Annotated in this window: 1 protein-coding gene; it reads left to right on the top strand. The window is 34.1% G+C overall.

The window, feature by feature from the left end:
• Positions 1–467: 467 nt before the first annotated feature.
• Positions 468–1,461: TonB-dependent receptor plug domain-containing protein (locus Q8907_17015; GenBank protein ID MDP4275971.1), on the top strand; the 994-nt coding region annotated here is incomplete at its 3' end.

Below are 1,461 nucleotides of genomic sequence, written 5' to 3'. Positions count from 1 at the left end.
TCGTCACAAAAAGTTTACAAAAAAGACTGTGACTGCGTCAACTCATTCCGCCTCCTGGCGTCGGCTTCATTCAGACAGTACGCAGTCAATAAGGATTTTGTTTTTAACGCTTCGCGGAGGAAAGTCCTGGAACTTTTTAATGAATCACCGTCCTGTTTTAGCCCCATGGTAAATTGAGGTTGAAGGACAATAAATCACTGACTTTAAATTTTATTCCGTTCAGGAAAATATTTAGTTGCGAAACTTAAATTTTTTATTAAATAATTCCGAAAAAATATAACAAAAATAATTATCTTGTATCTTATCAGATAACAAGCATTTATAGCTAAGGATATTGTTGAAACTAATTGTTATTTCTCCGTGCACATAAAGGTATATACATCCTTGATTAATTCAGACAGACCGCAATTGATGAGACATTTTAATATCGATCTTTTATACTAAATTTTGTTAATAAATCGGGAAAGATGACATTTATAAAAGGTATGAAGTACTTGCTTTTTAATTTAGCATTTAGCCTATTTATTTCTAATATGTTGATTGGGCAAGTTATAAGCAACATTCAATATTCTAATGACAGTACCTCCTATTTATCCAATAAAAAAGTAAATATTGGTTACGGGTTTGTAAATAAAAATAATGTTACGGGTTCTATTGTTGTAATCGATACTAATCAGTTTAACAGGGGTTTGATTATCTCTTCACCAGAATTAATAATGGGAAAAGTTGCCGGCTTATCGATTTCTTCAAATAATGGCATGCCGGGTAGCAATTTTACGATGAACAACAGAGGTATAAATAGTTTGAGTACCAATGTCAGCGCCCCCTTAATCATCGTCGATGAACTGATTTTGAACAACGACCTGTCTTTTCTCAATCCCAATGATATTGAAAGTTTTGCCATCCTGAAAGATGCTTCTTCAACTGCAATTTATGGTTCGAGGGCTTCCAATGGAGTAATCATCATCACCACTAAAAAAGGCAAAGCAGGTAGTCCATTGAAAATCACCTATGATGCCAGTATTTCCATATCTAAAGCGATTAAATTTTTAGATGTTTATAGCGGTGATGAAATCAGGCAAATTGTTCACGACCATCAAAATTTATATGGAACGGATAATTATAAAATCTTTGGAAGTGCAAACACCAATTGGCAAAAAGAAATTTTCCGTACTGCAATTTCTCAGGATCATAATTTAAGCGTTTCTGGTGCATATAAAACATTACCTTACAGGGTTTCTGTTGGTTATACCTACCAGAACGGCATTTTGAAAAATACCGATTTACAAAGATTGACAAGCGATATCAGCCTTGATCCTATTTTTTTTAAAAACAGCTTTAAAGTAAGCATCAATGTAAAAGGCACGAACTCAAACAATAATTTTGGCGATGCAGGAGCTTTGACTTCTGCCATCAACATGGATCCCACTCAAGTTATAAAAGACGGGAATTCACGTTCTG

Source organism: Bacteroidota bacterium, from assembly GCA_030706565.1.
Classification (GTDB): Bacteria; Bacteroidota; Bacteroidia; order Bacteroidales; family JAUZOH01; genus JAUZOH01.
This window is presented reverse-complemented; position numbering and strand designations above follow the sequence as displayed.